Here is a 26676-nt window from a genome sequence, read left to right as displayed (position 1 = left end):
GCGCCAGCCCTCGCCCCTCGCCTCCGCCGGAGGAACAGGACCATGACCGTCCCCGCGCCGCGGGCCCGTCGGCGCCCCTCCCCCGCCGGCCGCCTGCTGCCGATGCTGCTGGTGCTGACGCTGCTCGCACCGCTGGCCGTCCTCTTCGGCCAGTCCTGGCGCTCCACCGACGACGACCGGCGCCTGGTCGTCACCGAGCGCCTCGGCGTCGAGTACCTGCGGGCGCTCGCCCCGGTGACCGACGCGCTGGTGGACGCCCAGACGGCCACCGTCACCGGCCGGCCGGTGTCCGGCGACGCACTCACCCGCGCGGTCGGGACCGCCGCAGCGGTGGACGCGCGCATCGGCGACGACCTCCGCAGCCGCGAACGCTGGGCCGGCCTGCGGGCCAAGATCGAGGCACTCCGGGACCGGCGACCGGCCGACCCGGAGGCCGCGTACGCCGCGTACGGAGAGGTCACCGACCTGCTGCTGGCCCTGCACCGCAAGGTCCGCGAAACCTCCGGCCTGGTACGCGACCCGGCGTCGGACTCCTTCTTCCTCCAGGCCGGCGTCGGCGAAAAACTGCCCGAGGCCGTCGTCGCGGCCGGACGCCTCGCCGACCTGACCGTGCTCGCCGCCCGCCGGCCGGCCGACCAGCAGGCCCCGACCGTGGCCGAACTCGCGGCCGTCCGGGTCGCCGCGCTCGCGCCCGCCGGCGCCCTGGTGGCTGACCTGCGGGCGGCCGTGGACAGCTCGGAGAGCACCGACCTCGGCGCCAACGTGCTCACTCCACTGGACACCTACCAGCGGTCGGTGGAGGCGCTCGCCGCGTACTCCACGCCCACCGGCGCCGTGGACGGTCCGCGGCTCGCCGCCGCCCGGTCCGCGGCCCAGGCCGCCGCCGGCCAACTGCAACCGGTCATCCTCGACGAACTCGACGCGCTGCTCGCCGACCGGCTCGACGCGCTCGACCACGACCGCTGGCTCGCGGTGGCCGCCGCCACGGCCGGTGTCGTCCTGCTGGTCGTGCTGGCGCTGGTGCTGCTCGCCGCGTACCGCCGGGCCGCCGACGCCCGGCGCGCGACGGACCGACCGGCCGCCCCGCCGGCCGCCGACGGCTGGCAGCCGCCGGCCGGGCGGCCCGACGAGGTCCGCCCGTTCCAGCCGGCCGGCCCGGCCCGCGAGCCGCAACCCGCGCAGTGGGGGCCGTTCGATGCTGCTCGGTAGGCTCCGGATCCGGGGCAGGCTCGCCCTGCTGGTGGTCATTCCGCTGCTCACCGTGGTGGGCCTGGCGGTCCCGGTGGTGCTCGACCGGGTCGCCGCCGCCCAGCGGGCCGCCGACATCGCCGACCGGGTACGCGTGGCCAGTCGGATCGGCAGCCTCGTGCAGGACCTGCAACAGGAGCGGATCCTCTCGGTCGGTCTGCTGCTCGGCCGGGTACCCCGCGCGGAACTGGTGCAGAAGTCGGCCGCCGTCGACGACCGGGTCGCCGACCTGCGGTCCACCCGGGGCGACGCGCTGCCGCCCCGGGTCGCCGCCGCGCTCGACGGCGTCCGTACGCTCACCGACCTGCGGGCCGCGGTACTCGCCGGGACCGCCACCCCCGGCCGGGTCATGGACACGTACGGCCCGGTCAACCGGGCCCTCATCGACGCGCTGCGCCTCCCCTTCACCGTGGACACGAACACCTCCGCCGGCCGGCAGGTGCTGGCCCTGGACGGGCTGCTCCGCGCCGACGAAGGGCTCGGCGCCTGCGCCACGCTGATCGTGCTGGTGAAGGCGACCAACGATCCGGCGGCGATCACCGGCTACGTGGCCTGCATGGCCGCCCTCCAGGTGGACAACCGGCGGTTCCGCAGCCTCATCACCCCGGAGCAGTACCAGCTGGCGATGCTCAACGACGCGGCGGTGGCCGCCCGGACCAGCCCCGACTTCCTCACCGCGAGCCCGCTCGACCCGGCCGGTGCGGTGCAGGACGTACCGCTGGACGCGCTCTTCCCCTCGGCCCGCTCGATGATCACCCTTGGGCAGTTCGTGGAGAAGAAGATCGTCGCGGACGTCATCGCCCAGGTGACCGACGAGCAGCGCCGGGCGCTGACCGCCGCGTACCTGGTCGGCGGCGGGGCGGTGCTGGTGCTCACCCTGGTGGTGCTGCTCAGCGTGGCGGTCGCGCGGACGGTCGCCCGGCCACTGAGTCGGCTCACCCGCTCGGCGGACCGGGTCGCCCGGGTCGCCGAGGCCGAGCTGACCCGGGTCGCCGACGACGAGTCCGAGAGCGTCCAGGCGGTCCGGCTCGACCCGGTGGACGTCCGGGCCCGCGACGAGATCGGCGACCTGGCCCGCGCCTTCGAGCGGGTGCAGACCACCGCCGCCCGGCTGGTGGAGCGCCAGGTTGCCGGCCGACGCAACGTGGCGCAGATGTTCGGGCACGTCGGGCGCCGTACGCAGAACCTCGTCGGCCGGCAGATCGCCCTGATCGACCGGCTCGAACGGCAGGAGACCGACCCGGAACGGCTGGAGCACCTGTACCGGCTCGACCACATCTCCAGCCGCCTGCGCCGCAACGCGGGCAGCCTGGTCGTGCTCTCCGGCTCCACCGGCGACGACCGGCACGTCGCGCCGGTGCCGCTGGCCGACGTGGTCCGGCTGGCGCTCGGCGAGATCGAGGACTACACCCGGGTGGACGTCCAGGTCCCGGACGGGGTCTCGGTGTCGCCGGGCACGGTCGGGGACCTCGTCCTGGCCCTCGCCGAACTGATGGAGAACGCCACCGTCTTCTCCCCGCCGCACACCCGGGTGGTCGTCGCCGGTGAACGCGCCGGCGTCGGGGTCCGGCTCAGCGTGGTGGACCGGGGCATCGGGATGACCGAGGAGCGGCTCCTCGAGGAGAACGCCCGGCTGGCCCGGCGCGAACGGCTGGACCTCGCCCCCACCGAGGTGCTCGGGCTCTTCGTCGTGGGCCGGCTGGCCCGGCGGCACGGCTGGGCGGTCCGCCTCGCGGCGACCGCCGGCGGCGGCGTCACCGCCCAGTTGGAGATCCCGCCGGCCTCCCTGGTGCTCCGGCGGGACCGGGCCGGTGCCACGGTGGCGCGGGCGACCGTGCCGGACCGGGACCGGCGCTCCCCCGCCGCTCCCGCCCTGCCGTCCCGGGGCGCGGTGGCCGCCCTCGCCGGCCCGCCGCCGCCGTCCGGCTTCGACCCGGCACTGCTCAGCCGGGCCACCCGGACGATGACGGCGGGCCCTTCCTGGGACGCGTTCACCGTCCCGGAGACGCACCCGCCCACCGCAGCCGGGCCGTCCACCGCGGGCACGACGCCCGCCGCCGACCCGACGGCGGTGGCCGGCCCGACCGCGGCAGCACCTCCGACGGCGGCGGGCACCCCGACGACGGCGAACGGCCCGACGGCGTACCTGGAGATCACCGCGCCCGGGAGCACCGTCGACGGGCTGCCCCGCCGACCGGTCCCCGCGGGGCCGGGCGCTCCCCCGCCCGGCCCCGCGGTCACACCCACAGTTCCGACCGGTACGACCGGATTCCCGGCACCTCTCGTGCCGGGAATCCGGCAGCGGGTGCCGGGGGCGAGCCTGCCGCCGGCCGGGCCCCGGGTCGGGCCGGTCGACGCCACCGGCGCGGACCCGGCCGCCGCCCGGGACCTCGTCGAAGCCGTCGAGGCCGGCGTACGCCGGGCTGAGCTGGCCGGAACCGTTTCACCGCCCGCCTACGACGGGTCCGCAGCCGACCCGGCACCCGGACGGCCCCGGCTCACGCGGCGGGTGCCCGGCGCGAACCTGCCCGCCGCCGCGTCCCGCCCGTCGACCGACCAGGGCCCCGGTGACCCGGCCGAGGTCCGCGACCGCATCACCGAGTTCGAGGCGGGCGTCGCCCGCGCTCTGCGTGAAGTCAGTCCAGACCGCTTCGACGAAGAGGGATCATCACGGTGACCAGCCCCTTCCTGCACGACAACGTCGACCAGCCGACCCACCCGGGGACGGACCTCAGCCCGGAGGCCCGCACCTTCAACTGGCTGCTGGACTCCTTCACCTCCAGCACAGCGGGGGTCCTGGAGGCGATCGCGGTCTCCTCGGACGGACTGTTGATGGCCATGTCCGCGATCAAGGACCGGTCCAACGCCGAACGGCTCGCCGCCGTGGTCTCCGGCATGACCAGCCTCGCCGGCGGAGCCGCGAGCTGGTACGCCCTCGGCGGGCTGAACCGGGTGGTCGTCGACATGGCCGAGGGCTACCTGTTGATCAGCGCCATCAGCAGCGGTTCGGTGCTCGGCGTCGTCGCCGACCGGTCGGCGAACCTGGGCACCGTCGCGTACGAGATGACGCTCTTCGCCGGTCGCGCCGGTGGCGCGCTCACCCCCCGCCTGATCGCCGAACTGAAGAACTCCGTCCAGCAGTGATCCCCGACGTCGCCGGCGAGGAACCGGACCCCGTGGTCCGGATCCGCCCCTACCTGCGGGCAGCCGCCCCGGCCGGTGAGCCGGCGGCGGTGCCCGTACCGGCGGCGACCGCCGAGCCGGAACCGGACGATCCGTCGGGTCCCCGCCCGTTCGTGCTCACGGCGGGGCGGGTGACCGGCGGGGATCCGGCGATCGGGCTGGAGACCCAGGTGACCGCCCGGCCGGTCACGGACCGGACGTCTCCGGTCGCCCGGCTGGCACCGGAGCACCAGGCGATCGTCGCGCTCTGCGGCTCGCCGATCTCGGTGGCGGAGATCTCCGCCCGGACCCGGATGCACTTCGGTGTGGCCCGGGTCCTGGTCGGTGACCTGCGTGCCGCCGGCCACCTCGACGTGCACGTCAACGCCGACGACGACGCCCTCGACCCCGACATCATCCTGCGAGTGATTGATGGACTCCGTGCGATCTCCTGACTGGCCGGTCACCCCGCTGGACGGGCTCGCCGCGAACAGCGCCGCCGCCCGGTACGGCGGCCCGTCGGCGACACACCCGCCCGCCGCCCGGGGGGTGGCCGCGCCGGTTCCACCGCCGTACCGGCCGCCGGTGGAACCCGGTGCGGCCGCCCCGCCCGACGCGGCGCCCCGGGTCGCACCGCCGGTCCCGGTGAAGATCCTCATCGCCGGCGGGTTCGGTGTCGGCAAGACCACCACGGTGGGCTCGATCTCCGAGATCGCCCCGCTGACGACCGAGGCGGAGATGACCAGCGCCGCGATCGGTGTCGACGACCCCGGCGGGCGCTCCGGGAAGACGACGACCACCGTGGCCATGGACTTCGGCTGCGTCACGATCGACCGCAGTCTCAAGCTGTACCTGTTCGGCACGCCGGGCCAGGCGCGGTTCGGGTTCATGTGGGACGACCTGGCCCACGGCGCGCTCGGCGCGCTCGTCGTCGTGGACAGCAGCCGCCTGGACGACTGCCATCCGGCGATCGACTTCTTCGAACGGGCCGGGCTGCCCTTCGTGGTCGGCGTCAACGCGTTCGACGGGCGGGTGGCGCACGACCTCGCCGCGATCCGGTGGGCGCTGGCCGTCGGGGACCACGTGCCGCTGGTGCGGTTCGACGCCCGGGACCGGCTTTCGGTGCGGGACGCCCTGCTCGTCGTCCTGGACCGGGCGCTGGACCGGGCCAACCGGGCGAGGGGGAGCTGAACCGACGGGCGGTCAGGCCCGTTTCCACGATGAGGGGTGGTCGTGATGAGGGGTGGACTGGACGAGACACTGGCCCGGCTGGCCCGGCGCGAGGAAGCGCTGCGGCGGCGGGGCGCCGACCCGGGGGCGGAGGGGGACACCGGCCGGCTGCCCGACGCGGAGGCGGGCCGCCGGGAGGTTGCGCGCGGCGACACCGGGAGCGGCGCCGGCGAGCGGAGGGACGCCGGGCGCGGTGATCCCGGCCGGAACGCCGGACCGGGGTGGTCGAGCCACCGGGACGCGGGGGTACGGCGGGGCGAGGCGCCCGCCCCCGACCAGCCGGCGGCGTGGTGGGCGGACCCGACCGGCTGGTCGGCCGGCCAGCACCGGGCCGAGACACCCGATCCGGACCCGGTCGAGGAGGTCGCCGAGGCGGTTCGCCGGATCGTCGCCCGGCACCCGGATCTGGCGGTCACGCTGCGGGTGGAGCACGGCGGTGCGGCGTACCCGCTGCGGGTGGCCTGGTCGGACGGGAACGTGACGGTCGGCGCGGAGCCCGCGGTCGAGCCCCCTCCGGCGTGGCCGCTGTCGGCGCGGACCGAGCCGGACCGGTCGTCCGGGGCGGCCGGCGTGCGACCCGACCCGGCGGCCCGGCTCGCCGAACTGATCCGCCGCGACCCGTCGCTGCTGACCGACCTCGACCCGGGGCGCTAGCGGGAGGCCCGTGGGCGCTTCCACCGCGGTACGCGCCGGCAGGGCACATTTCCCCGCACCGGCTAGGGTTCGGCTGGTGGGGGAATCGGAGCTCACCCTGACCGCCAGCCTGCGGCCGGCCGCGCTGGACGCCCGACGCGGCATCGTGCGGCTGCACCCGGAGGCGCTCACCGCGCTCGGGTTGCGCCCCGGTGACCCGGTCCGGCTCACCGGCCGGCGGGTGACCGCCGGCATCGTCGCGGCGGCCGAGCGGGGTGCCGGCCCGGGGCTCCTCCACGCCGACGACCTGATGCTGGGCAACCTCGGCGTACGCGACGGGAGCCAGGTGAGCGTCCGCCCGACGCCGGTCACCGCCGCGCACCGGGTGGTGCTGGCCGGTCCGGCACCGGTGGTCGCGGCGGTCTCCCCGGAGATGCTCCGGCTCGCGCTGCTCGGCAAGGTGGTCACCGCCGGGGACGACGTGTCGCTCCTCCCGCAGGACGTGCTGCCCGACGCCTCGGTGCGCAGCCTCGTCGAGGCGGCCCGCGACAGCCTGTCCAACCGGGTGGGGTACGCCTGGACCAGCACGCTGCTCACGGTCGTCACCGCCGAGCCGGAGACGGCCGCACTGGTCACCATGGACACGCTGGTCGCTTGGGAGCACGGCGCGGCCACCCACGGCTCCGCGACCATCCCGACCACCGTTGCCCGCGACCACGATCCGCGCACTTCCCGGGAGGGAGTGGCCTCCCCCGCTCCGGACGCCACTCTGTCCGGGACAGCGCGCGGCGCGACCACGGCGGGCGGCGCGGACGCGACCCGGGCGGCCGCAGGGGCGGAGGTTGCCGCGGAGGCGCCGTCGGTGGACGAGTTGCCCGGGTTACGGGCGCAGGCCGAGGAGTTGGGCGAGCTGCTCGACCTCGGCTTCCACCACCGCGAGGTGCTCCGGCGGCTCGGCACCACGGTGTCCCTCGGAGTGCTGGTCGACGGCCCGGCCGGCTCCGGGAAGTCGGCGCTGGTACGTGCGGTCGCCGCCCGGGTGCGGGCGCGGGTGCGGCCGCTCTGGGGGCCCGAGCTGGCCGCGCTGACCAACGCGGCGGCGGCCGAGCGGCTGCGCGCCGCCGCCGCCGACGTACGGGCGGACGGCCCGGCGGTGCTGCTGGTCACCGACGTCGAGGCGCTCGCGCCGGCCGACGCGCCCGGCCCGGTGGCCACCGTGTTCCGGCAGGTCGTCGCCGAGACCGTCGCGGCCGGCGCGGCGGTGGTGTGCACGACCGGCCGCCCCGAGGCCGTCGACCCGGCCCTGCGCGCTCCGGACCTGCTCTCCCTGCGGATCGGCGTGCCGCTGCCGGACGCCGCTCTCCGCCGGGAGCAGTTGAGCGTGCTGACCCGTCAGGTGCCGCTCGCCGAGGACGTCCGGCTCGACGAGGTCGCCGCGCGCACTCCCGGATTCGTCGCCGCGGACCTGGCCGCGCTGGTGCGCGAGGCCGGCGTGCGGGCGGCGCTGCGGCAGAAGGCGGTGGACCGCCCGACGGTGGCGATGGGCGACTTCGTCGCCGCGCTGGAGGTGGTCCGCCCGACCACGATGGCGGCGTCCACGCTGGAACTGGCGTCGGTCACCCTCGACGACGTGGGCGACCTGGTCGAGGTCAAGCAGACGTTGACCGAGTCGGTGCTGTGGCCGCTGACGTATCCGGACACGTTCGCACGGCTCGGCGTGCAGCCGCCGCGCGGGGTGCTGCTCTACGGGCCGCCGGGGTGCGGCAAGACCTACCTGGTGACCGCGCTGGCCGGTACGGGCCGGGCGAACGTGCTGTCGGTCAAGGGCGCGGAGCTGCTGTCGAAGTGGGTGGGCGAGAGCGAGCGCGCCGTCCGCGAACTGTTCCGCCGCGCCCGGGAGGCCGCGCCGACGCTGGTCTTCCTCGACGAGGTGGATGCGCTCGCGCCGGTACGCGGTCAGGCCACCGACGGCGGCACGACCGACCGCGTGGTGGCCGCCCTGCTCACCGAGTTGGACGGCGTGGAGGCGCTGCGCAACGTGGTGGTGGTCGGTGCGACCAACCGGCCCGACCTGGTGGACCCGGCCCTGCTGCGCCCCGGCCGGCTGGAGCGGCTGGTCTACGTTCCGCCACCGGACGGGCCGGCCCGGGCGGCGATCCTGCGTGCCGCGTCCCGGACCGTGCCGCTCGCACCCGACGTGGACCTCGCCGCGCTCGCCGAGGAACTGGACGGCTTCTCCGCGGCGGACTGCGCGGCGCTGGTCCGGGAGGCGGCGCTGGCCGCGATGCGGGAGTCGCTGGCCGCGGCCACGGTCACGGCGGCCCACGTGGCGACCGCCCGGTCCCGCGTCCGCCCCTCGCTGGACCCGGCCCAGGTCGCCTGGCTGGCCGGGTACGCCGAGAAGCACGCTGGTTGATCCGGCGAGGGACCGATCCGGGCTGCCGCCGTACCGAGCGGCCGGCCCTCAATCGGTGGGCAGGAGCGGGCCCAGGGGGCCGAGGTCCAGGTTGAGGTCCTCCGGGGCGAGCCCGAAGTACGTCCGCAGCTCCGCCATCTGCTCCTCCAGGGCCATCAGCGTCGTGCCGATGCGTTCGACCTGTTCCTCGGTCAGGTCACCGAGGTCGACGCGGCGCAGCGCCTGCCGCTCCATGAGCTGACGCAGCAACTCGATCACGGTGAGCACGAGGCTGGCCAGCCCTCGCTCGACGGAGTCCTGGTCCACGGCCAGCCGTCGGTCCAGCGGTCTCGCCCGCGGTGCCCGCCACGACGGCCCGTCCTGGGCCGCGGCCGGCCCGTGCACCGCCGCCGCCAGCTCGGCCGCCTCGTTCCGCTCGGTCATGTCACCTCCCCGGAGAGCACCGCCGATCCACCGGCCGGCCCGGCCGGTCCGTCACCCGCCACGCCGAACTCTCCGGGCGGCAACGCCGATCCGCCCGGCGGCACGGCGGTCTCCCGGACGGCCAGCGCGTCGTCGGGCGGCGCCGCGAGGGCGCCGACTGACGCGACCAGGGCGCGCAGTGAGATGCGGACGAGTTCGACGTCGGCGATCGCGATCGTGATGTCGCCGCTGATCACCACCCCGGTGGCGAGCACCCGGTCGAGCAGGTCGACCAGGGCCACCGGCCGGTACCCGAGCGGCCCGTCCGCGCTGTTCGGTGCGAGCTGCGTGGTCACGCCGGCACCCCGTCCGCCGCCGGGCCGTCGGCGGCCGACACGTCCGCGGGACCGGTGCCGTCCACGAAGGAGTACGCGGGCCACGGACCGGTCAGTTCCAGCCGCAGCTCCGGATGCCGGTCGCCCAGCTCACCGACCAGCGCGGTGAAGCCGGGCAGGCCGGCCGTGTCGACCAGGTACGCCCCGTTGAGCACCATCGGGGTGGGCGCGCCGGACAGCCGGCGGTCCTGCGGCGGATGCCGCCGGGCGGCGATCGCCTGGCCGGCCAGGGCGTCGTGGACGGCGGCCGCTGCGGCAGCCGCCACCCGCTGCCCCTCCTCCCGCGCGGTGAGCTGGGCGCGACGCCGGCGCAGGTACGCCGCCCCGGCACCCCCCGACTCGGGCGCGGCGGTCGGGGCCGGCGCCGCACCGGGCACGACGTACCCCTTGACGCCCCACTCCTCGCGGCCGGCGAGCCGGTCCAGGACCGCGGCCAACTCGGCCCGGCGGGCGGTGAGCAGCCCGGCGACCCGCTCGTCGTCGTGGTAGACGGTGGCGAGCCGGGCCGGCACGACGGGGCCGGTGCGGGCCAGTGCCGCCACCACCCCGTGGTGGGTCCGCGCCGCCCGTTCCAGCCACGCCAGGTCCTCCAGGTTGCGGCGCAGCGGCTCCTCGCCGTACTCGGTCAGGGGTGCGGCACTCACGACGGCGGCCAGACCGGCGGCCCGCACCGCGCGCACCGGCGTGCCGGCCATGCCGGCCATCGCGGCGAGCGTCTCCGGCGGGACGTCCCGGACCACGCCGTGCAGCCAGTCGGCGGTGGTCACCTCGGCCGTCGCGCTCATTGCCACTCCTCCCTCGCCGCGGCGCGCCGGGCCACGCGCGGCCGGCGCTCGGCCTCCACCTCCTCGGGGTCCCGGGGCCCGGGTTCGACCGGCGGTCTGGCCCGCGAGCTGAGCCACGGGTCGTGCTCCCACCAGTCGATGCCGATCTGGCGAGCGGTGTCGACGGAGGCGATGACCAGGCGCAGCTTGAGCGTCAGCAGCTCGATGTCGAGCAGGCTCACCCGGATGTCACCGGCGATGACGATGCCCCGGTCGAGGACGCGCTCCAGGATGTCGCCGAGGTTCGCCGGCTCGTGCCCGGCGGGCAGGACCTGCCCGGAGTTCTGCACCACCGAGGGTTGCCGCATCGTGCTCATCTCAGCTCCCGTCCCCCTTGCCGCGCTGGTAGCGGCGCGTTCGCCGGTAGCCCAGCAGGCTGCCCGTCATGTCCAGCTCCACCTCGTAGAGGCCGAGCAGGTCGGTCGAGGCCGGGATGCGGTGGTCCTCGACCACCTCCACGCCGACCAGCCAGCCGTCGTCGGTGGGCTCGATCGCGGTGATCCCGAGGGGGTCCTTGCCGGTCAGCGACACGATCTGCCGCAGCCCCTCCCGGGCCGCCTCGGCGGCGGACACCTCCTCGTACTCCTCCTCGGTGTGGCGGTCGTCGCCCCGGTCGGGTCGGCGCTCCGGGGCGCGGTCGGCGCGGGTCCGTCCTGGTGCCATCTCATCTCCCTCGCCCGCGGTCCTGGCCGGCCCGGCGTGCGGGTGGCCGTCCGGCTGCCCGCCGTCGACCCGCCGGTGGCGGCCGCCGGCCGGCGGCCGGGGGTGCGCCCCCGCCGCCGGCCGCCGTTCCGGTCAGCCGGTCCAGAACCTGCTGCTGTTCCCGGTCCCGCTCCTCCGGCGTGATCTCGCCGGCCTCCGCCGCGCGGTCCAGTTCCTCCAGCTCACGCCGGATGTTGACCGGGTTGTACTGCTGCGACTCCGCCTCCCGGGCGATCACCTTGACGACCGCCGTCAGCCCCCGCACGGGGGCGTACGGCAGGGTCAGCAGCGCCCAGAGGATGTCCACCGGTCACCCCACCAACTGGTGTGCGCTGACGAAGTCGTACGGGGCGAGCGGGCCGAGCAGCCGCATCCGGATCAGACCCCGCCGCTGCTCGGCGACGTCCTCCAGCTCCCGGACGAAGTTCTCCTCGTCCTCGGCCTCGATCAGGAAGGCGACGTTCACCGCGTCCAGTTCGTGGCTCGGAGCCCGGGGTGCGGTCAGCACCGCGTACGGGGTGAGGGCCTCGACCAGCTCGCGGTTGGCCGCCTCCCGGCGCAGCTCCACCGCCTGGCTGATCATCTCGCCGAGCCGGATCCGCTGCTCTCGGGTCTCGGCCTCCGGCCGACCGCGCACCTGCGTGGCGAGGTCGGCGGCCCGCCGGTCGGCGGCCAGGATCTCGCTGAGCACCTCCTGCTCGTCGAAGCGGCCGTGCACCGTGTACTGGAGCCGGTCCTCGAACTCGTCGAGCGCGGCGGCGAACCGGTCGTGGTGCGCCTCCAGCAGGTCCTGCACCGCGTCCGGCCCGGTCACCACGGTGCCGAACCGCACCGGCAGCACGGGGGCCACCGCCGCCGTCCCGTCCAGCAGCCTCTCGTACGCGGTCAGGTCGGCCGGCCGGCCGATCGGTTCTTCCAGCGCCACCTCGCTGACCAGTGCCGCCAGGTCGCCGTGCCGCACCACGTCGACGTCGCCCGGCGGGTCGCCGACCCCCTGCGCGTCGGGGGTCGGCTCCACGTCGGACGGCACGATGCCGTAGATGAACAGCCCGGTCTCGCCGGTCGGCTGCACGTTCTGCTCGCTCATCTCACCGCTCCTCGTCCCGCCGCCGGGGTCGCTCCCGCTCCCGCTCCGACCCGCGGTCGGTGAGGGAGTCCACGACCGCGCCGCTGATCTCCTTGGCGGCCTTGCCGAGCCCACCGACGGCCTTGCCCTTGGTGACCGCACCGGAGGCGCCCTCCACCAGGTCGGGCAGCCCCTTCTGTCCTTCGGGGACGATGCTCAGCCGGTCGACCGCCTCGGCGAACCGCAGGTACGTCTCGATGCTGGCGATCACGATCCGGGCGTTGATCTCCAGGAGTTGAATGCCGACCACGGCGACCGACACCTGGGCGTCGATCACGACGCCCTTGTCCAGCACCGTCTCCACGACGTCGGCGAGACTCCCGCCACCGCCGCCGCGCTCCAGTGCCGCGCCCGGCTGACCGCCGGTAGCGGTGGTCGCCACGGTCATTCGTCACGCTCCTCTCGCCGGCGGCGTACCACCGGCCGTCGGGGGGTTTCGGGGGTACGGCGGACCGGGCGGGGCCGCTCCGGGGCCTGCTCGCGCGGCTGGGATCGGCGGGCCCGTTCCGGCTGTCGGCGGCGCGGTGGGGGCGCCTCCTCCTCGGGTTCGGCTTCTTCCTCGTACCCTTCGTCGTAGTCCTGGCCCTCGTCGTAGGACTCGTACTCGTCCTCCTCAGGAGGGCGGCGACGGACGGGCGGGCGACGCCGGCCGCGTGCGGCGGGCCGCCGCTCCTCGCGGGGCTCCTCCTCGACCTCCTCCTCGGCTTCCTCCTCCGGCTCCGGCTCGGGCCGGCGGCGTGCCGCTCGCCCGCCGCCGCGCTGCTCCTGCTGCTCGCGGTCGACCTGCTCCTGTTCCTCGCGCTGTTCCTGTTCCTCGCGCAGGGCCGTCTCGTGGTCCTTGACCACCTGCGAGTCCTCGATCTCGCCGCGCCAGCCTTCGACCGCATCCGGGTCCAGCACGGTCTGCGTCATGACGTGCCGGACGAAGTGCTTGAGCTCCAGGCGGACGCGCCGTCCCTGGGCCCGCCACAGGTTGCCGGTGTGTTCGAAGAGGCCCTGCGGGTGGTACTCGAGCACCACCAGGATCCGGGTCAGCTCGGGTGCGACCTCGTGGAAGCTGACCGTGCCGTCCACCGAGCCCTTCTCACCCTTGGAGCGCCAGTGGATCAGGCGGTCCGGGAGCTGCCGGACGATGGTCGACTCCCAGGTGCGGTGCGACCAGAAGACCTGGGCCTTCCAGGTCATCTTCTCGTCGGAGTCGTTCTCGGCCTGCTCCACCTTCTTCATGAAGCTGGGGAAGTCGGCGAACTGGGTCCACTGGTTGTACGCGACCCGGACCGGCACCCCGACCTCGACCGTCTCGACGATGTTGGTGACCTTCAGCTTCTTGCCGCCACCCCTGCCGCCCTTACCGCCGCCGAAGGCCGACATGAGCTTCTCCTTACCGCCGGCAATCCCGGCCTGAACCATCGCCTTCATCGGTGAGTTGCCCTCGGCGAGCTTCTGCGCGCCGGTCGCGGCGGCGATCAGCCCCGGGCCGCCGCCCTGCCTGGCGTACTCGCTCAGCCGTCCGGTGGCACCGGTGATCCGCTCGGTCACCACCTGCACGGCGCGTTCACCGATCGCGCTCGCCAGGTTCCGTACCTCGCCACCGAGCTGGGTCCGGACCTTGTCCGCCAGCCCGCCGGGGTTCGTGGTCGCGGCCATGCTCACCGCCCCCGCTCGCCGTCGTCGGCGCCGGTGTCGTCAGCCGACCGGCCGGTACCGCCCGACTGCTCCTCGTCCGACGGCTGGTCCGCGCTCGACTCGGCGGCCCCGCCCTTGCGGCGCAGCGCGTCGGCCGAGCCGCGCAGCTTGCCGCTGAGCGCGTCGATGCCACTGCCCGCGGCGGCGGTCGCCGCCGCCTTGCCGGCGGTGGCGAGCGGCCCACCGAGCTTGCCGAGGTTGGCCAGCTGAGGTGACGACTGCAGCAGGTTCTGGCCGACCTTCAGCAGCCCGCCGGAGTTGTGGCTGGCCCGCCCGGCGGCGACCGCGGCCGCCAGGACGAGGGCCTTCCGCATCTTGCGGCGGCGCCCGAGCAGGTAGCCGACGCCCACCGCCAGACCGATTCGTGCTCCGCTGTTCATCAGTTCTCCTTCGCTCCCCGGAGCGGAGACACCTGATCGACGGCGGACCGAGAGGAGCCACCGGGGAGAAGCACGTGGGGCCCGCGATCAGGTGCCCGTTGAGCGGACCCGGCGGGCAGTACCCCGAGGCAGATTCGCAAAACCTATTTGCGGGCGGACCGAGCGACGCCTTCCCAAGCAATCAGAATCGCGGGCGAAATCCTCACAAAAAGGACTTCCGCACCGCGATGAGCAGGGAATACGCGATCGGGAGGAGAATTCTCAGAGAGCCGGAGGTGTCGAGTCGAGGCAGATTTCGGCGCGCATTCGAGCACCGTCGGAGCGCAATTTCGCGCCGCATTTGGAAAGCACGGACAACGCCCCGGAATTGTCCCGGGTGGTGGTGGCGACGACCTGCCGCATACCGGCGGCGGCCGCCTCGTTGAGCAGTTCCCGCAACGCGGCCGGCCCGATGCCCTGGCCGCGCGCCGAGCGCCCGAGCCACAGGCCGGTCTCGACCGTGCCCGGCTCGTCACAGCCCGTCATACGGATCATCCCGACGACCTCGCCGCCCGCCAGGATCGCGTACATCTGGGTGCGGGTGGGGCCGTCCAGCCCGCCGAAGCTCGCCCGGTGGAACTCGCGGAACGCCTCCCGGCGCGCGTGCGACCAGCCCGCCGGCGCCTCGACCGGCGGCATGACGTCGGCCGGCTCCGCCTCCGCAGCCGCTACGGAGAGCAACGACTCCAGGTTGCGTTCGCTCACCGGCTCCAATCGCACCGCACTCGCCACGTGCCGCAGTCTGCCGGGCTTACCGGCCCGAGTCCACCCCGTTGGAGCCCGACTGGCGGTCCGGTCGCAGGTATCGGCCGGTCGGCCCCCATCGTGTTCCTCCTCACGCTCCGTCGCCGAACTCGCAGAGCACGGCTGAGGCGTCGTCGGCGGCCTTGTGCCGGCGGAGGCGGTCCGGCAGGTCCCGCTCGGCCGCCCGTACCCGGTCGATCAGCGCCGCCGGCCCCTCGGCGGTGACCAGGTCCAGCAGACCGGTCCAGTCGAACAGGCCGAAGTGCTCCACCGCCGCGGAAGCCCCGTCGCTGAGCAGCGCCGCGCGGCGCAGCCCGTCCGGCCCGCCGAGCGGCAGAGTTCCGGCCAGCGCGTGGTACGCGGCGTCCGGGTCCGACGCCGCCACCCAGTAGCCGTGCGTCCGGTTCATCCGTTCCCGCTGCACCCCGACGGCGTGCCGGAACCGGGTGGTCCGGTCGGCGTCGTCCGGGAGTCCCGCCGCGGTGGCCCGCAGGTCCGCCAGCGCGGTGTGCAGGCGGTCGTCGGTCACCACGCGCACCTGGCCGCCGACGTCCAGCACCAGCGGGCTGTCGCAGAGCACCAGCCAGTCGACCTGGTCGCCGCCGTCCCGCAGCAGGCACACCGTGCTCGAAGGGGTCCCCGGATGATCGAGGTCGCACTGGTCGCCGTGGTCGGCCCGCACCGCCAGGATCGCCGCGGCGAGGTTGCTCATCAGCGTCGCCGCCGGGCGGGCCGCCTCGGCCAGCCCGATCCGGGCCGCGAGGTGCCGGACGTACCAGGAGGGGCCGTGCACGCAGCCGGTGTCGAAGCCCTCCGGGACGGTGGCGCCGTCGAGGACGCCGACGAGCGGCCCGAACCGGAACACGACGTCCTCGTTGACCGGCCGGTCGGGGGACGGTGCCGACGCCGACCGCACCCGCATCGTCCGGGGGACGGCGGACCGGCGCGGGTCGTCGACCGCCTCCGGGGCCCGGCTCCCCACCCGGGGGTCGGCCGGGTCGCGGACCCGGCTCTCGCCGGTGCCGAGGTCCCGGACCGTGTACGGGGCGTTCACCACCCACTCGTGCGGCTGCGGCCCGGTCGCCGTCGCTGGTGCCGGCGCGGTCGGCCGGCCCGCCGGACCCGACCGTCGCCTGCCTGGGTCCGTCCCACCCATGCCCCGCTCCCTCCTCGGCCACCCCGGCCCGTCCCGGCCCGGCCCGTGCCGGTACGACGACCTCGCCTACCCGCACCGAGGGCCGGCATGCCGCCGCCGGGCGGGCCCGGACCGCCTTCCGTCAACCCGGCGCTCCGCCGGCAGGACGGACGGTAACGTCGGCATCGGTCGGCCTCGAGGGCCGGCGGCGGCGCCAGCCGCCCGTCCGCGACGTGGGGGGATCGCAGATGTTGCAGCAACTGCACGAGGCCGGCCTTCGGGCGGAGCACGCGTACCTGGCCGGCTTCGCGAGCATCGGCCTGTCGTTCACGAGCTGGTTCCTCTCCAAGCACCTGGAGAAGGCGGGTGTGGCCCGGGCCGACCGCTGGGGAATTTTCATCGGCGAGTGGGCACCGACGTTCTTCGCCATCGGCAACGGCCTACGCACGTACGAGAAGGGCTGACGACCACACCGGGCCCGGCAGGGCGCCGAGGCTCAGCGGCGGCGGTTGCGGGCACGGGAGGAGCGCAGCCGGCGCAGCCGGCCGATCAGCACCGGGTCGGCGGCCAGCGCGGCCGGCTTGTCGAGCAGCGCGTTCAACAGCTGGTAGTAGCGGGTCGCGGAGAGGCCGAACCGGTCGCGGATGGCCTGTTCCTTGGCCCCCGCGTGGCGCCACCACTGCTGCTCGAAGTCGAGGATGCCCCGCTCGCGTTCGGTCAGACCGTCCGCCGTCCCGGTGGCCGGAACCGCGTCGCCGTCGCCGCCGGCATCCGGCGGGACCGGCTCGGGGTCGGACGGGACCGCCTCCACGTCCGGCGCGGGCCGGGGCGGCGGTACGGCGGCCCGCGCGCGGGTGTCGCCGGCCGCCCGCCCGCCGGTCGGGCCGTCTCCGGACGGCTCGGCGGCGGTCGGGACGGCGTCCGGCGGCATGGCACTCCTCGCGAGGGCGGTCGGCGCGGCGACGCCGACCCGGGGAGCCCCAAGCCTAGTGGGACTCCCTACCGGCCGCACGGGTCGACCCGCGACGTCCGGGCCGGTCGTCGCGGGTCGTGGCCGAACGCCGCGGGAACGTCGACGCCGGCCGTGGAAGGCCCCGGTGTGGGGCCTTCCACGGCCGGCCGTCAGGAGATGTCCCGCCGGCGCATCGTCCAGAGCGCAGCGCCGAGGATCAGCACGAGGGAGACACCGAGCAGCAGGGACGAGTGCTGCCACGTGATGTCGAGCGTCTCCGGCTTGCACTCCCCGAAGTAGGTGGCCTGGCAGGCCTCCCAGTTCTTCAGGGTGACCTTCTTCTGCATCCACGCCGCCACGTAGGTGGGCAGCAACCACGCCTCGGCGAAGCGGATCCCGGCCAGCGCGAGCAGGATGGCGACGCCGAACTGCCCGACGACGATCACCCCGATCGCCCCGCCCAGGGCCATCGCCGTGTGCCGGCCGAGCGAGGCCACGGCGAAGCCGACCGTGGCGCCGACCAACGCGAGCACCACGCCGCGCAGCCCGGTCAGGGCGAACGACTGCCACACGCCAGAGGTCATCTTCTCGGTGGTGCCGCGTAGCGTCGCGACGATCCAGAAGCTGCCGAACCAGAGCGCCGTGGTGGTCACGGCCAACGCGAGCAGGCCGGTGAGCAGCGCCGCCAGCTTGGTCAGGAGTACGGTGAGCCGCTTCGGCCGCCACAGCAGCAGGTTCATCATGCCGCCGGTGCTCCACTCGGCCCCGACGAAGGACGCGCCGACCACGAACCCGACCAGTGCCAGGATCGCCGCGAGCGGCAGCAGGGTGAAGCCGAAGTTCTCCCGGAAGTCGAAGGTGGACGGGAGGAACCACTCCGCCTCGATCGACTCGCGCGGCGGCGCGGTGATCACCGAGCAGTCGTCCGGGAACCGGCCGTCGTTGGTCGCCGTCCCACTCGACTTCGCCGCCTCGCAGGCGGCCCGCTCCTGCTCCGCCCAGCGCGTCCGCTCCTGGTACTGCGCTTCGGCGGTGGCCTCGGCATTGGCCCGCGCCGTGGCGTCGATCTTCTCGTTGGTGAGGAACACCCCGACGACCACGGCGGCGAGCACCAGCAGGCCGAGCACGGTCATCCAGCGGGTGAAGCGCCGCTTCAGCAGCCGGCGCAGCTCCGTACGGTAGAGACTCACGCGCTCCACCCTCCCGTGGTGGGCTGGTCCGCCGCACCGACCTTCGTGGACTGGTCGACCTGCCGGTGCTGGCCGGGGACCGGCGCGGTGGCGGTCAGGTCGAGGAAGACGCTCTCCAGGTCGGCGGCGACCTGGGTCAGTTCGCTGACGTAGAGGCCCTGCTCAGCGAGGAGCCGGGTCACCGTGGCGGGCTTGTCCAGCCCGGTGAGCATCAGGTGGTCCGGCTCGGTGGCGGTGACCCGGATTCCCGCCCGGGTCAGCGTCTCGGCGGCGGCCGGCAGGTCGGTGACGGCCTCGACGCGGACGCGGACGGCGCCGGACGAGTGGCGGGCGAGCACCTCGTCGACGGGGCCGAAGGCGACCCGGCGGCCGAGCGAGATGATCGTGACCGAGTCGCAGATCAGCTGGATCTCGCCGAGGATGTGGCTGGAGAGCACGACGGTCATGCCGGACTCGGCCAGGTTGCGCATGAGCGTACGCATCTCGCGGATGCCGCCCGGGTCGAGGCCGTTGGCCGGCTCGTCGAGGATCAGCAGCTTCGGGTTCTTCAGCAGGGCGGAGGCGACCGCGAGCCGCTGCTTCATGCCGAGCGAGTAGGTCTTCACCCGCTCGCCGGCCCGGTCGCGCAGCCCCACCAGCTCCAGCACCTCGTCGATGCGGTGGGCCGGCACGTCACCGGCGCTGGCGAGCAGGGACAGCGTGTCGCGGGCGGTGAAGTGCGGGAAGAACTGGGGGCTCTCCACGATCGCGCCGACGTGGCCGGCGACCGCCGGCAGGGCCGCGGGCACCTCCTGGCCGAGGATCGCCATCCGGCCGCCGTCGGGCCGGATCAGGCCGAGCAGGGTACGAAGGGTGGTCGTCTTCCCCGATCCGTTCGGCCCGAGGAAGCCGTGCACCTGGCCCGCCTCGACCCGCATGTCGAAGCCGTCCAGCGCGTTGCGGGTACCGCGCCGGCGACTCTTGTAGGTCTTCCGTAGACCTTCGATTTCCAGGACAGCTGGCAAGCTGCACCTCCCCCGTTGGGTGTGGGCGACGAGCGACACCATACTCGGTATACACATCGGCGCAATACCCGGTATGCATCGGTGCACCGGATCGCTACCGACAGTGATTCAACGACCGGGTCAGGCGCAGATGACGTGCACCCCGGCGGCCCGGAAGGCGTCGACCACCTCGGGGGACGCCCCGGAGTCGGTGACGAGCGTCTCCACCCGGTCGACCGCGCAGATCCGGGCGAAGGCGTGACCGCCCAGCTTGGACGAGTCCGCGATGATGACGACCCGCTTGGCCCGCGCCACCATCAGGTTGTTCATCGCCGCCTCGCCCTCGTGGTGGGCGGCGGCGCCGAGCTGCGGGTCGATCGCGTCGACGCCGAGCAGGGCGACGTCCAGCGTGACCTCGCGCAGCAGCGCCCCGCCCAGCGGGCCGACCAGCTCGAAGGACTTCGGCCGCACCACGCCGCCGGCCACCACCACCTTCATCCGCGAGCGGACCAGCAGCTCGTTGGCGATGTTCAGGGCGTTGGTCACGACGGTGAGCTGGGCGCCCTCCGCGCTGGTGTTCAGGTCCGGCCGGACGGCCAGGGCACGGGCCACCTCGGTGCTGGTGGTCCCGCCGTTGAGGCCGACCACGGTGCCCGGCGACACCAGGGCCGCGGCGGCCGCGCCGATCCGCTGCTTCTCCGCCGAGTGCTTGGCGGTCTTGTAGCGCAGCGGGAGGTCGTACGAGACCCCGTTGGCGACCGCGCCGCCCCGCGTACGCGTGATCATCTGCTGCTGGGCGAGCTGGTCGAAGTCGCGCCGGATGGTGGCCTGGGAGACGTCCAGCCGCTCGGCGGCCTCCTCGACGCTGACCCGGCCGCTGTCGGTCAGCATTTCGAGCAGGGCGTTCCATCTGGCGTACCGGTCCACCCCAGGCCCTCCAGTTACTGCGCGGTCGGTGATTGATTGCGTGCACACTAGTGCGCGAAACTACGCGGAGGCAAAAGTTCCCTCTGCTCGATCCCGCGCACGGTTGCCACGGCCACCCGGGTTCGCGCAGAATAACGCGCGAAAGACGGCCCTAACGAGCCGTATTGCGCACCGCTCCCTGGAGAGTTCTCATGTCGTACGTCGACGCGGAGATCGCGAGCCAGCCCGACTGCTGGCGGGAGGCGGCGCGACTGGCCGCCACCGCCACCGAGCACCTGCCGCGCCCCGGTGAGCGGGTCGCCGTCGTCGGCTGCGGCACGTCGTGGTTCATGGCGATGGCGTACGCGGCCCGCCGCGAGCACGCCGGCCAGGGCGAGACCGACGCCTTCCAGGCCAGCGAGTTCCCCGTCGCCCGGCGGTACGACCGTGTCGTCGCGATCACCCGCTCCGGCACCACCACCGAGGTCACCGACCTGCTCGCCGGGCTGCGCGGGGTGCTGCCCACCACCGTCCTGGTCGGCGACCCCACCTCGCCCGCCGTCGAGGTGGCCGACGCCACGGTGCCGCTGCCCTTCGCCGACGAGCGCTCCGTGGTGCAGACACGGTTCGCCACGACCGCGCTGGCCCTGCTCCGGGCCCACCTCGGCGACAACATCGGCGCGCTCTCCGCCGACGCCGAGGTCGCCGTCCGCGCACCGCTGCCGATCGACCCGGCCCGGATCGAGCAGGTCACCTTCCTGGGGCGGGGGTGGACCGTCGGCCTGGCCCACGAGGCCGCGCTGAAGTGCCGCGAGGCGGCCACCTTCTGGGCCGAGGCGTACCCGGCCATGGACTACCGGCACGGCCCGATCTCGATCGCCGCCCCGGGCCGGCTGGTCTGGGCGTTCGGCGACCTGCCGGACGGGCTCGCGGAGGACGTGGCGGCCACCGGAGCCGCGTTCGTGCACAGCCGCACCCACGGCTGCCGCAGCGTGATCGGCAACTGGGCCGCCGGCCGGACGCCGCTGGACCCGATGGCCGACCTGATCCTGGCGCAGCGCTTCGCGGTCACCGTCGCCGCCACCCGGGGTCTCGACCCGGACGCCCCCCGGCACCTCAGCCGCTCCGTGGTTCTCGCGTGACCGACCAGGTCGTCGTCGCGCTCGACGTCGGCGGCACCGGGATGAAGTGCGCCCTGGTCCGCCCGGACGGCACGGTCGAACACAGCGAGCGGCACCCGACGGACGCCGCGCGGGGGCCGGCCGCGGTCGTCGAGACGATCCTCGACGTCGCCGACGCCCTCGCCGGCAAGGCCCGCCTGGACGGGCTCACCCCGATCGCGCTCGGCGTCGCCGTCCCGGGCGTCGTCGACGAGGGGCGGGGTGTCGCCGTGTGGTCGGCGAACGTCGGCTTCCGGGACGTACCCCTGCGGGAGCTGGCCGAGGCCCGGCTCGGACTGCCGGCGGCGCTCGGCCACGACGTCCGCGCCGGCGGCCTCGCCGAGGCCCGGCTCGGTGCCGGCCGGGGCGCCCGGCACAACCTCTTCGTCGCGATCGGCACCGGCATCGCCGCCGCCCACGTCGTCGACGGGTCGGCCGCCACCGGCGCGCACGGCGCCGCCGGGGAGATCGGCCACATCCTGGTACGCCCCCGCGGCCCGCTCTGCGGCTGCGGCCGGGCCGGCTGCCTGGAGGCGGTCTCGTCGGCGTCGGCGGTGGCCCGCCGGTACGCGGAGCTGACCGACCCGGTGGCCACCGCTCCGACCGTGACCGCGGCGGAGGTCGCGGCGCTGGCCGCCGCCGGTGACCCGCCGGCCCGTCAGGCCTGGTCGGAGGCGGTCGAGGCGCTCGCCGACGGCCTCGCCACCGGTCAGGCACTCTTCGACGTCGAGACGATCGTGCTGGGCGGTGGCCTCGCGCAGGCCGGCGCGCAACTGCTCGAGCCGCTGCGGGCCGCGCTGCACGACCGGATGACGTTCCACCGCGAGCCACGGCTGGTCGCGGCGGCCCTCGGTGACGAGGCCGGCTGTCTCGGCGCCGCCCTGCTCGCCCTCGACACTCTGGAGAAGCGATGACCGTACGGGTGACCGGCAAGGTGGTGACCCCGAACGGGGTCGTCCGGCAGGGCTGCGTGGAGATCAACGGCGAGCGGATCACGGCCGTCGCCGAGTACCCGTCGGTGCGCGACGGGCACTGGATCCTGCCCGGCTTCGTGGACATGCACACCCACGGCGGGGGCGGGCACACCTTCACCACCGGCGAGGCCGACGAGGCACGCGAGGCCGCCGCGTTCCACCTGCGGCACGGCACCACCACGCTGCTCGCCAGCCTGGTGAGTTCACCCTTCGAGCTGATGCGCTCCGCCACCACCGCGTACCGGCCGCTGGTCGCCGCGGGGGTGCTCGCGGGAGTCCACTTCGAGGGCCCCTACTTGTCGGCGGCCCGCTGCGGCGCGCAGAACCCGGAGTACCTGCGCGACCCGTCGACGGAGGAGCTCGGCGAGCTGATCGAGCTGGGCGGCGGCGCGGTCCGGATGGTCACGCTCGCCCCCGAACGGGACGGCGCGCTGGAGGCGGTCAAGCTGCTCACCGCGCACGGCGTGGTCGCCGCCGTCGGGCACACCGACGCCACGTACGACCAGACCCGCGCCGCCGTCGCGGCCGGCGCGAGCGTCGCCACCCACCTGTTCAACGGGATGCGTCCGGTGCACCACCGCGAGCCCGGGCCGGTGGTGGCGCTGCTGGACGCCTCGAACGTCGTGTGCGAGCTGGTCGCGGACGGGGTGCACCTGCACGACGGCATGCTGGCGTTCGCGACCGCCACGGCCGGTCCCGAGCGGGCCGCGCTGATCACCGACGCGATGGCCGCCGCCGGCATGCCCGACGGCGAGTACGAGCTGGGCGGCCAGTCGGTCACGGTCGCCGACGGGGTGGCCCGGCTGGCGCGGGACGGCGCGATCGCCGGCAGCACCCTGACCATGGACGCCGCCCTGCGGCACGCGGTCGCCGCCGGCATCCAGATCGCGGACGCGGCCCGGATGGTGGCCACCACCCCCGCCCGGGCGATCGGTCTCGGCGACCGGCTGGGGGCGCTCCAGACGGGGCTGCGCGCCGACCTGGTGGTGCTCGACGACGACCTGAACGTGGTCCGGGTGATGCGCGCCGGCGCCTGGCTGGACTGAGCCCGCCCCGGCGTCAGCGGGGGGCGGGGATCTCCAGGCCGAGGACGGCCTGCTCGTCGGGGCGGTGCACCAGGACGTCAGACAGGTACGACTGCACCGCCGGGGCCATCCCCACGTCCCGGCCGGCCTGCTCGGAGAGCAGCCACTTGTGCTCGATGATCTGGGCGAAGATCTCCTGCGGCTCCAGCTTCCGGCGCAGGTGCGCGGGCACCGCCCGGACCACCGGCTCGAAGACCTCGGTCAGCCAGCGGTGCGCCGCCTGCTGCTCGTCGGTCAGGTCGCTCTCCGCCCGGTACGCGTCCAGGTCGTTGAGCAGCCGGCGGGCCTGGTTCTCCTCGGCGTCCAGCCCGGTCAGGCGGAGCAGCCGCCGGGTGTGGTAGCCGGCGTCGACCACCTTCGGCCGCACCAGGTAGCGCCCGCCGTCGATGGTCGACACCGTGATCTCGGCGACGTCGAAGCCCATCTCGTTGAGCCGGCGGATGCGGCCCTCGATGTCGTGCCGGGCCTCACGCTCGACCTGCTGCTCGTAGGTGATCTCGTGCCAGAGGCGCTCGTAGCGCTGCACGACCTCCTCGCAGACCACCTCGGGGTCGATCGACTCGTGCAGCAGCCCGGCGGCCTGGAGGTCCAGTGCCTCGCCGAAGATGTTCACCCGGGCGATCTCCAGGTCCTCCCCGCGCTGCCCCTTCGAGAGCGAGCTGCGCAGGGCCCCGGTCTCCGCGTCCACCAGGTACGCGGCGAAGGCACCCGCGTCCCGGCGGAACAGCGTGTTGGACAGCGAACAGTCGCCCCAGAAGAAACCGGTCAGGTGCATTCGCACCAGCAGGGCGGCCAGCGCGTCCAGCAGGCGCTGCATCGTCTCCGGACGCAGCGTGTGCGAGAACAGCGCCCGGTACGGCAGGGAGAACTGGAGGTGCCGGGTGATCAGCACCGGGTCGAGGGGTGCCCCGTCGTCGGTCTGCCGGTCGGCGACGATCGCCACCGCCTCCACCGACGGGAAGTCGATCCGCTCCAGGGCCCGCAGCAGGTCGTACTCCCGCTCGGCGACCCGCTCGCCGGTCTCCTTGACCGCGTACACGTACCCGCCGAGCCGGACGAAGCGGACGACGTGCCGGGAGATGCCCTGCGGCAGCGCCACCAGGTGTTGCGCAGGCCACTCCGCCAGCGGCGTCGACCACGGAAGGTCGAGCAGCGCCGGGTCGACGAGGGCCGAGGTGATCCGCACGGCGTCAAGTCTGACGCGTACCCCCGCCGGAGCGCTTCCCCACGTGGCCGGGCGCACAGCCGCCCCCGGGACCGCGCGGGTCGGCCGCCGCCCGGGGCCGGTAGCGTGACGGCGTGCGGGAGACCACGACGGTACGGCGCGAGCCGCGGCTCCGGCCGGTCCGCCCGGCCGGGTGGTGGTTCGACGCGGTGCTGCTCGCCGGTCTCGTGACGCTGACCGCCGCGCTCGCCGCGGGCCACCTCTTCGGCCTGGACCGGGCGGTCGCCGACTGGTCCGACGCGCACCGCCCGACGGTCGCCTACTGGGTCGCGCGGATCCTCAACTACCTCGGGCAGGGCACCCCGCTGACGCTGATCGCCGCCGGGCTGGGCGCCCTGCTGGCCGTCCGCCTGCGGTCGGTCCGCCCGCTGCTGCCGCCGGTGGCCGGGTTCGCCGCCACCTACCTGACCATCGGGCCGCTCAAGGTGTGGACGGCCCGGCCCGCGCCCAGCGCCAGCACGCAGGAGCCGTTCCTGCCGCCGGAGCGGACGCTGCCTCTCTTCCAGGACGACCTGCCGCTGCGCTTCGCCCAGTCGTACCCGTCCGGGCACGCCGCCAACGCGATCGTCTGGTACTCGGTGATCGCCCTGCTGCTCGCACCGCTGCTGCGCAGCTACGGCCGGGCCATGCCGACCCGACTGGTGACCGTGGTCCGGTTCGTCCCGCCCCTCGTGGTGCTCTGCACGACGACGTACCTGGGCTGGCACTGGCTGACCGACTCGGTGGCCGGGCTCCTGCTCGGCCTGCTCCTGGACCGGCTGCTGCACCGGGTGCCCTGGGACGACGTTCCGCTGCCCGGAGCGGTCGACCGCTGGAACCGGCCGTTCACCTCGTACCCGTAGGGTCGCCGCTCGTGGAGCGACTGGCACGCCGGCTCGGCGTACGCGACGCGGTGGTCATCGGCCTCGGCTCGATGCTCGGCGCGGGTGTCTTCGTGGTGTTCGCCCCCGCCGCCGCGGCGGCCGGCGGTGTCGGCCTGCTGGTGGCGCTGGCGCTCGCCGGCTTCGTCGCGTTCTGCAACGCGACCAGCTCGGCGCGGCTCGCCGCCCGGTACCCCGAGTCCGGCGGCACCTACGTGTACGGCCGGGAACGCCTCGGCCCGTTCGCCGGCTTCCTGGCCGGCTGGGGGTTCGTGGTTGGCAAGACGGCGAGCTGCGCGGCGATGGCGCTGACCGTCGGGGCGTACCTCTGGCCGGGCCAGGCCCGGCTCGTCGCCGTCGCCGCCGTCGTGGCCGTGACCGCCGTGAACCTGCGCGGCGTCGCGAAGACCGCGACGGCCACCCGGATCCTCGTGGTGGTCGTGCTGGCGGTGCTGACCCTCGTCGCGGTGGCCGGCGCGACCGGCGTGTCCCTCGACCGGATCGCCGACCCCGGCGGCTCCGCCCGGGGTGTGCTCACCGCGGCGGGCCTGCTGTTCTTCGCCTTCGCCGGGTACGCGCGCGTCGCCACCCTCGGCGAGGAGGTCCGCGATCCGGAGCGGACGATCCCCCGGGCGGTGCCGCTGGCGCTCGGTCTGGTGCTGGTCGGCTACCTGGTGCTGGCCGTGATCGCCCTCGGCGTCCTCGGGCCGGACCGGCTGGCGGGCTCCGCCGCGCCCCTGGCGGACGTGGTGACCGCTGCCGGGCTGCCCGGCCTCGCCTGGGTGGTCCGCGCCGGGGCGACCGTCGCGGTCACCGGGGTGCTGCTCTCCCTGCTCGCCGGGGTCGGCCGCACCACCCTCGCGATGGCCCGCCGCCGTGACCTGCCCGGCGCGTTGGACGCGGTCCACCCGGTCCACCGGGTGCCGCACCGGGCCGAACTGGCCGTCGCCGCCGTCGTCGTCGTGATCGTCGTCCTCGGTGACGTCCGCGACGCGATCGGCTTCTCCAGCGTCACCGTGCTGGTCTACTACGCGATCACCAACGCGGCGGCGCTGACGCTGGGCCGGGAGCCGGAACGGAAGCTGCCGGTGCGGGCGCTGGCCGTGGCGGGGCTGGCCGGGTGCCTGCTGCTCGCGGTCAACCTGCCGCTGTCGAGCGTGCTCGCCGGCTTCGGCGTCCTCGCCCTCGGCGCCCTCTGGTACGCCGTCCGCCGCTGACC

27 protein-coding genes and 4 pseudogenes are annotated in these 26676 nt (G+C 74.9%); 14 read left to right on the top strand and 17 right to left on the bottom strand.

All coding sequences use genetic code 11. The features are described from left to right. Positions 1-42 precede the first annotated feature (42 nt). From ACN26Y_RS09955 to ACN26Y_RS09920, 8 genes and pseudogenes are all read left to right on the top strand, one after another. Positions 43-1209, top strand: a complete 1167-nt coding sequence (locus ACN26Y_RS09955; protein ID WP_422734638.1) for a hypothetical protein — start codon at positions 43-45, stop codon at positions 1207-1209. Beyond that, positions 1196-3925 carry a nitrate- and nitrite sensing domain-containing protein gene (locus ACN26Y_RS09950; RefSeq protein WP_422734637.1) on the top strand — a complete coding sequence of 910 codons (2730 nt, stop codon included), beginning with the start codon at positions 1196-1198 and terminating at the stop codon, positions 3923-3925. The genes ACN26Y_RS09955 and ACN26Y_RS09950 overlap by 14 nt, the downstream gene beginning before the upstream one ends. Next, positions 3922-4392 (top strand): roadblock/LC7 domain-containing protein, encoded by a 471-nt coding sequence (locus ACN26Y_RS09945; RefSeq protein ID WP_155330019.1) that lies wholly within the window; start codon positions 3922-3924, stop codon positions 4390-4392. The genes ACN26Y_RS09950 and ACN26Y_RS09945 overlap by 4 nt, the downstream gene beginning before the upstream one ends. Continuing rightward, on the top strand, positions 4389-4865 hold the full coding sequence (locus ACN26Y_RS09940) for a DUF742 domain-containing protein (RefSeq protein WP_155330018.1): 477 nt from the start codon (positions 4389-4391) through the stop codon (positions 4863-4865). Before ACN26Y_RS09945 ends, ACN26Y_RS09940 begins: the two co-directional genes overlap by 4 nt. Further along, entirely contained in the window at positions 4843-5601 is a 759-nt protein-coding gene (locus tag ACN26Y_RS09935) for a GTP-binding protein (RefSeq protein WP_196255829.1), read from the top strand. The genes ACN26Y_RS09940 and ACN26Y_RS09935 overlap by 23 nt, the downstream gene beginning before the upstream one ends. A gap of 45 nt (positions 5602-5646) precedes the next feature. Next, on the top strand, positions 5647-6294 hold the full coding sequence (locus ACN26Y_RS09930) for a hypothetical protein (protein ID WP_196255828.1): 648 nt from the start codon (positions 5647-5649) through the stop codon (positions 6292-6294). Between the two features lie 76 nt (positions 6295-6370). Beyond that, positions 6371-6964 (top strand): annotated as a pseudogene (locus ACN26Y_RS09925) (ATPase); the annotation flags it as partial. 159 nt (positions 6965-7123) lie between these two features. Further along, positions 7124-8689, top strand: a pseudogene (locus ACN26Y_RS09920) (AAA family ATPase); the annotation flags it as partial. A 48-nt stretch (positions 8690-8737) separates the two neighbouring features. On the opposite strand, the gene ACN26Y_RS09915 reads toward ACN26Y_RS09920, so the two are convergent. The 12 genes and pseudogenes from ACN26Y_RS09915 to ACN26Y_RS09860 all read right to left on the bottom strand — a co-directional run bounded on the left by ACN26Y_RS09915 (position 8738) and on the right by ACN26Y_RS09860 (position 16143). Beyond that, positions 8738-9112, bottom strand: coding sequence for a gas vesicle protein K (locus tag ACN26Y_RS09915; RefSeq protein WP_155330016.1), 375 nt, complete (start codon positions 9110-9112; stop codon positions 8738-8740). Beyond that, positions 9109-9447 (bottom strand): gas vesicle protein, encoded by a 339-nt coding sequence (locus tag ACN26Y_RS09910; protein ID WP_422734636.1) that lies wholly within the window; start codon positions 9445-9447, stop codon positions 9109-9111. The genes ACN26Y_RS09915 and ACN26Y_RS09910 overlap by 4 nt, the downstream gene beginning before the upstream one ends. Then, the gene (locus tag ACN26Y_RS09905) at positions 9444-10271 is read right to left on the bottom strand and encodes a GvpL/GvpF family gas vesicle protein (protein ID WP_155330014.1); all 828 of its coding nucleotides are present in this window, start codon (positions 10269-10271) and stop codon (positions 9444-9446) included. Before ACN26Y_RS09905 ends, ACN26Y_RS09910 begins: the two co-directional genes overlap by 4 nt. Before the next feature lie 155 nt (positions 10272-10426). Beyond that, positions 10427-10618: pseudogene (gene gvpJ / locus ACN26Y_RS09900) on the bottom strand (gas vesicle protein GvpJ); the annotation flags it as partial. 10 nt (positions 10619-10628) lie between these two features. Beyond that, the gene (locus ACN26Y_RS09895; protein ID WP_155330012.1) at positions 10629-10973 is read right to left on the bottom strand and encodes a gas vesicle protein; all 345 of its coding nucleotides are present in this window, start codon (positions 10971-10973) and stop codon (positions 10629-10631) included. A gap of 1 nt (position 10974) precedes the next feature. Beyond that, complete coding sequence (locus ACN26Y_RS09890) at positions 10975-11319, bottom strand: gas vesicle protein GvpG (RefSeq protein WP_155330011.1); 345 nt, start codon at positions 11317-11319, stop codon at positions 10975-10977. A 3-nt stretch (positions 11320-11322) separates the two neighbouring features. Continuing rightward, positions 11323-12099 (bottom strand): GvpL/GvpF family gas vesicle protein, encoded by a 777-nt coding sequence (locus ACN26Y_RS09885; protein ID WP_155330010.1) that lies wholly within the window; start codon positions 12097-12099, stop codon positions 11323-11325. 205 nt (positions 12100-12304) lie between these two features. Next, positions 12305-12526 (bottom strand): annotated as a pseudogene (gene gvpJ / locus ACN26Y_RS09880) (gas vesicle protein GvpJ); the annotation flags it as partial. After that, the gene (locus ACN26Y_RS09875) at positions 12523-13785 is read right to left on the bottom strand and encodes an SRPBCC family protein (RefSeq protein WP_422734635.1); all 1263 of its coding nucleotides are present in this window, start codon (positions 13783-13785) and stop codon (positions 12523-12525) included. The gene ACN26Y_RS09875 and the pseudogene gvpJ (ACN26Y_RS09880), both read right to left, overlap by 4 nt. Positions 13786-13787: 2 nt before the next feature. Continuing rightward, complete coding sequence (locus tag ACN26Y_RS09870; RefSeq protein ID WP_155330007.1) at positions 13788-14204, bottom strand: hypothetical protein; 417 nt, start codon at positions 14202-14204, stop codon at positions 13788-13790. 261 nt (positions 14205-14465) lie between these two features. Further along, entirely contained in the window at positions 14466-14975 is a 510-nt protein-coding gene (locus ACN26Y_RS09865) for a GNAT family N-acetyltransferase (protein WP_155330006.1), read from the bottom strand. A gap of 103 nt (positions 14976-15078) precedes the next feature. Next, positions 15079-16143 (bottom strand): hypothetical protein, encoded by a 1065-nt coding sequence (locus ACN26Y_RS09860; RefSeq protein ID WP_230688944.1) that lies wholly within the window; start codon positions 16141-16143, stop codon positions 15079-15081. A 227-nt stretch (positions 16144-16370) separates the two neighbouring features. Here ACN26Y_RS09860 and ACN26Y_RS09855 point away from each other — a divergent pair, with 227 nt between their 5' ends. Continuing rightward, on the top strand, positions 16371-16586 hold the full coding sequence (locus ACN26Y_RS09855) for a hypothetical protein (RefSeq protein ID WP_155330005.1): 216 nt from the start codon (positions 16371-16373) through the stop codon (positions 16584-16586). Positions 16587-16618: 32 nt separating this feature from the next. Here the strand turns inward: ACN26Y_RS09855 and ACN26Y_RS09850 are convergent, their stop codons facing one another. From ACN26Y_RS09850 to ACN26Y_RS09835, 4 genes are all read right to left on the bottom strand, one after another. Next, on the bottom strand, positions 16619-17053 hold the full coding sequence (locus ACN26Y_RS09850; protein WP_155330004.1) for a DUF3263 domain-containing protein: 435 nt from the start codon (positions 17051-17053) through the stop codon (positions 16619-16621). Between the two features lie 191 nt (positions 17054-17244). Then, on the bottom strand, positions 17245-18264 hold the full coding sequence (locus ACN26Y_RS09845) for an ABC transporter permease subunit (protein ID WP_155330002.1): 1020 nt from the start codon (positions 18262-18264) through the stop codon (positions 17245-17247). After that, entirely contained in the window at positions 18261-19268 is a 1008-nt protein-coding gene (locus ACN26Y_RS09840; protein ID WP_422734633.1) for an ATP-binding cassette domain-containing protein, read from the bottom strand. The genes ACN26Y_RS09845 and ACN26Y_RS09840 overlap by 4 nt, the downstream gene beginning before the upstream one ends. A 120-nt stretch (positions 19269-19388) precedes the next feature. Beyond that, on the bottom strand, positions 19389-20174 hold the full coding sequence (locus tag ACN26Y_RS09835) for a DeoR/GlpR family DNA-binding transcription regulator (RefSeq protein WP_155330000.1): 786 nt from the start codon (positions 20172-20174) through the stop codon (positions 19389-19391). Between the two features lie 191 nt (positions 20175-20365). Between ACN26Y_RS09835 and ACN26Y_RS09830 the strand changes: the two genes are divergently transcribed. The 3 genes from ACN26Y_RS09830 to nagA are packed head-to-tail and all read left to right on the top strand — an operon-like array spanning position 20366 to position 23333. After that, entirely contained in the window at positions 20366-21295 is a 930-nt protein-coding gene (locus tag ACN26Y_RS09830) for an SIS domain-containing protein (RefSeq protein ID WP_422734632.1), read from the top strand. Positions 21296-21336: 41 nt separating this feature from the next. Further along, a complete protein-coding gene (locus ACN26Y_RS09825; protein ID WP_230689044.1) occupies positions 21337-22227 on the top strand; it encodes an ROK family protein in 891 nt (296 codons plus the stop codon). After that, complete coding sequence (nagA, locus tag ACN26Y_RS09820) at positions 22224-23333, top strand: N-acetylglucosamine-6-phosphate deacetylase (protein ID WP_155329997.1); 1110 nt, start codon at positions 22224-22226, stop codon at positions 23331-23333. Before ACN26Y_RS09825 ends, nagA begins: the two co-directional genes overlap by 4 nt. Before the next feature lie 13 nt (positions 23334-23346). Here nagA and ACN26Y_RS09815 read toward each other — a convergent pair whose 3' ends face one another. Then, positions 23347-24558 (bottom strand): DUF4032 domain-containing protein, encoded by a 1212-nt coding sequence (locus ACN26Y_RS09815; protein WP_155329996.1) that lies wholly within the window; start codon positions 24556-24558, stop codon positions 23347-23349. A gap of 113 nt (positions 24559-24671) precedes the next feature. Between ACN26Y_RS09815 and ACN26Y_RS09810 the strand changes: the two genes are divergently transcribed. Continuing rightward, positions 24672-25439 (top strand): phosphatase PAP2 family protein, encoded by a 768-nt coding sequence (locus tag ACN26Y_RS09810; protein WP_422734631.1) that lies wholly within the window; start codon positions 24672-24674, stop codon positions 25437-25439. Between the two features lie 11 nt (positions 25440-25450). Then, entirely contained in the window at positions 25451-26674 is a 1224-nt protein-coding gene (locus ACN26Y_RS09805) for an APC family permease (protein WP_155329994.1), read from the top strand. Positions 26675-26676 lie beyond the last annotated feature (2 nt).

The organism is Micromonospora sp. WMMD558 (assembly GCF_049315255.1).
Lineage (GTDB): Bacteria > Actinomycetota > Actinomycetes > Mycobacteriales > Micromonosporaceae > Micromonospora.
The sequence above is the reverse complement of the archived record's forward strand: the minus strand, read 5'-3'. Positions and strand labels throughout refer to the sequence as shown.

Excerpts from the sequence above, each read along its gene's own strand:
- ACN26Y_RS09870 (WP_155330007.1), bottom strand. The coding sequence starts at position 14,204 with ATGAACAGCGGAGCACGAATCGGTCTGGCGGTGGGCGTCGGCTACCTG.
- ACN26Y_RS09860 (WP_230688944.1), bottom strand. The coding sequence starts at position 16,143 with ATGGGTGGGACGGACCCAGGCAGGCGACGGTCGGGTCCGGCGGGCCGG.
- ACN26Y_RS09955 (WP_422734638.1), top strand. The coding sequence starts at position 43 with ATGACCGTCCCCGCGCCGCGGGCCCGTCGGCGCCCCTCCCCCGCCGGC.
- ACN26Y_RS09885 (WP_155330010.1), bottom strand. The coding sequence starts at position 12,099 with ATGAGCGAGCAGAACGTGCAGCCGACCGGCGAGACCGGGCTGTTCATC.
- ACN26Y_RS09915 (WP_155330016.1), bottom strand. The coding sequence starts at position 9,112 with ATGACCGAGCGGAACGAGGCGGCCGAGCTGGCGGCGGCGGTGCACGGG.
- ACN26Y_RS09855 (WP_155330005.1), top strand. The coding sequence starts at position 16,371 with ATGTTGCAGCAACTGCACGAGGCCGGCCTTCGGGCGGAGCACGCGTAC.
- ACN26Y_RS09950 (WP_422734637.1), top strand. The coding sequence starts at position 1,196 with ATGCTGCTCGGTAGGCTCCGGATCCGGGGCAGGCTCGCCCTGCTGGTG.
- ACN26Y_RS09830 (WP_422734632.1), top strand. The coding sequence starts at position 20,366 with ATGTCGTACGTCGACGCGGAGATCGCGAGCCAGCCCGACTGCTGGCGG.
- ACN26Y_RS09895 (WP_155330012.1), bottom strand. The coding sequence starts at position 10,973 with ATGGCACCAGGACGGACCCGCGCCGACCGCGCCCCGGAGCGCCGACCC.
- ACN26Y_RS09850 (WP_155330004.1), bottom strand. The coding sequence starts at position 17,053 with ATGCCGCCGGACGCCGTCCCGACCGCCGCCGAGCCGTCCGGAGACGGC.
- ACN26Y_RS09875 (WP_422734635.1), bottom strand. The coding sequence starts at position 13,785 with ATGGCCGCGACCACGAACCCCGGCGGGCTGGCGGACAAGGTCCGGACC.
- ACN26Y_RS09905 (WP_155330014.1), bottom strand. The coding sequence starts at position 10,271 with ATGAGCGCGACGGCCGAGGTGACCACCGCCGACTGGCTGCACGGCGTG.
- nagA (WP_155329997.1), top strand. The coding sequence starts at position 22,224 with ATGACCGTACGGGTGACCGGCAAGGTGGTGACCCCGAACGGGGTCGTC.
- ACN26Y_RS09930 (WP_196255828.1), top strand. The coding sequence starts at position 5,647 with ATGAGGGGTGGACTGGACGAGACACTGGCCCGGCTGGCCCGGCGCGAG.
- ACN26Y_RS09935 (WP_196255829.1), top strand. The coding sequence starts at position 4,843 with ATGGACTCCGTGCGATCTCCTGACTGGCCGGTCACCCCGCTGGACGGG.
- ACN26Y_RS09825 (WP_230689044.1), top strand. The coding sequence starts at position 21,337 with ATGAAGTGCGCCCTGGTCCGCCCGGACGGCACGGTCGAACACAGCGAG.